The 1,383-nt window shown below is 59.6% G+C and carries 1 protein-coding gene; it reads right to left on the bottom strand.

Annotated elements, in window-relative coordinates; all coding sequences use genetic code 11:
* Positions 1–117: 117 nt before the first annotated feature.
* On the bottom strand, positions 118–1,053 hold the full coding sequence (locus tag K309_RS0134990; protein WP_029050486.1) for a cation diffusion facilitator family transporter: 936 nt from the start codon (positions 1,051–1,053) through the stop codon (positions 118–120).
* Positions 1,054–1,383 lie beyond the last annotated feature (330 nt).

The following is a 1,383-nucleotide window of genomic DNA, read 5'->3' as shown; positions in this document are numbered from 1 at the left end:
GTCCGAGGTCAGTTTGTTTCATGCGCTACATGCTCGCCGGCTCGACGATTCATTGCAAGCACATCCGCCGGCTAATTATGCAGAGCATCCCTAGCGCATCGGTGGCGTTCATATAATCTATTCTGCCGTGAGGGTCTTCGTAAAGTAAACCGGGTCGACGTGGGTCATAACGTTGAGTACGCGATGGTGCTCCAGCGTGCGGCGCCGGGCATCGACGGCAATCGCATGGCTTTGTGCCACTGTCAGCGTGGCCTCGATTTCAAGATGGACATCAACGAGCACCTGGTCGCCCATCTTGCGGGTGCGCAGGTCGTGCAAGCCGAGCACGCCGGGCGTGCCCAGCATGGTGGCGCGAATGTCGGCGACGGTTTCTTTGTCGGCGGCGCGGTCCATCAGGTCATTGAGCGCGTCCCAACTGAAGCGCAGCCCCATGCGCGCGACCATCAGCCCCACTACCATTGCCGCGATCAGGTCGAGGCTGAGATAGCCGAGCAGGTTGCCGGCGATGCCAAGCGCCACCACCAACGACGAAGCCGCATCCGAGCGCGCATGCCAGGCATTGGCTACCAGCATGCTCGAACGGACCCGCCGCGCCACGGCCAGCATGTAGCGGAACAGCAACTCCTTGGATGCCAGCGCGACCACTGCCACCCAAAGTGCCATTGGTTGAACCGGCTGTGGCCCGGCGGGATGCTGCAGCTTGCCCAGTGCTGCCCACAGCATGCCCGCCGCCACCGTCAGCAGCAGCACACCCAGGACCAGCGACGCTGCTGTCTCGAAGCGCAGGTGGCCATACTGGTGATCGGCATCCGGATCCTTGCAGCTTTGCGATCCGGCGGCCAGCACGACAAAGTCTGAAAGCAGGTCGGACAGCGAATGTGCGGCGTCGGCAATCAGCGCCTGCGAGCCGGAGATGATGCCGGCCGCCCCCTGGGCGATGGTCAGGCCGATATTGACCGCCACGCTGACAAGCGTGCTGCGCCAACCGGCGCTGCGGCGCGCCTGTGCGTCAGTCGGCCTTCCGGCGTCGTTTTCGGGTAGTTCGGGACGCATCTGGTGAATTTCGATTTGATCCTGCGACTATAGCTCAAAGCGACAGGAAGTAGATCATCACGTCTATGTGGTGACGAAAAAAGTCCTGCATTGGGTGGGCTACGCCTCTGCTTTTAGAAGATTGTCCTTGAAGCGATTTCCAAATTCTAGTCTTTTCATTTTAAGGCTTCTTTGAACACGCGAAAGCACCGAGCAGCACTAGCAAAGAAAATACGAATCAGTACACCATCCACAAGGGCGTTGTTGCATAAATCCGGGGTCGGTTGGGCTGACGTTTACGCGCAACGGCTGAAACGCTGGCTCTGTTAACTTCTGACGAAGTTGCGTAGT

This window comes from Cupriavidus phytohabitans, assembly GCF_000426345.1.
GTDB lineage: Bacteria > Pseudomonadota > Gammaproteobacteria > Burkholderiales > Burkholderiaceae > Cupriavidus.
This window is presented reverse-complemented; position numbering and strand designations above follow the sequence as displayed.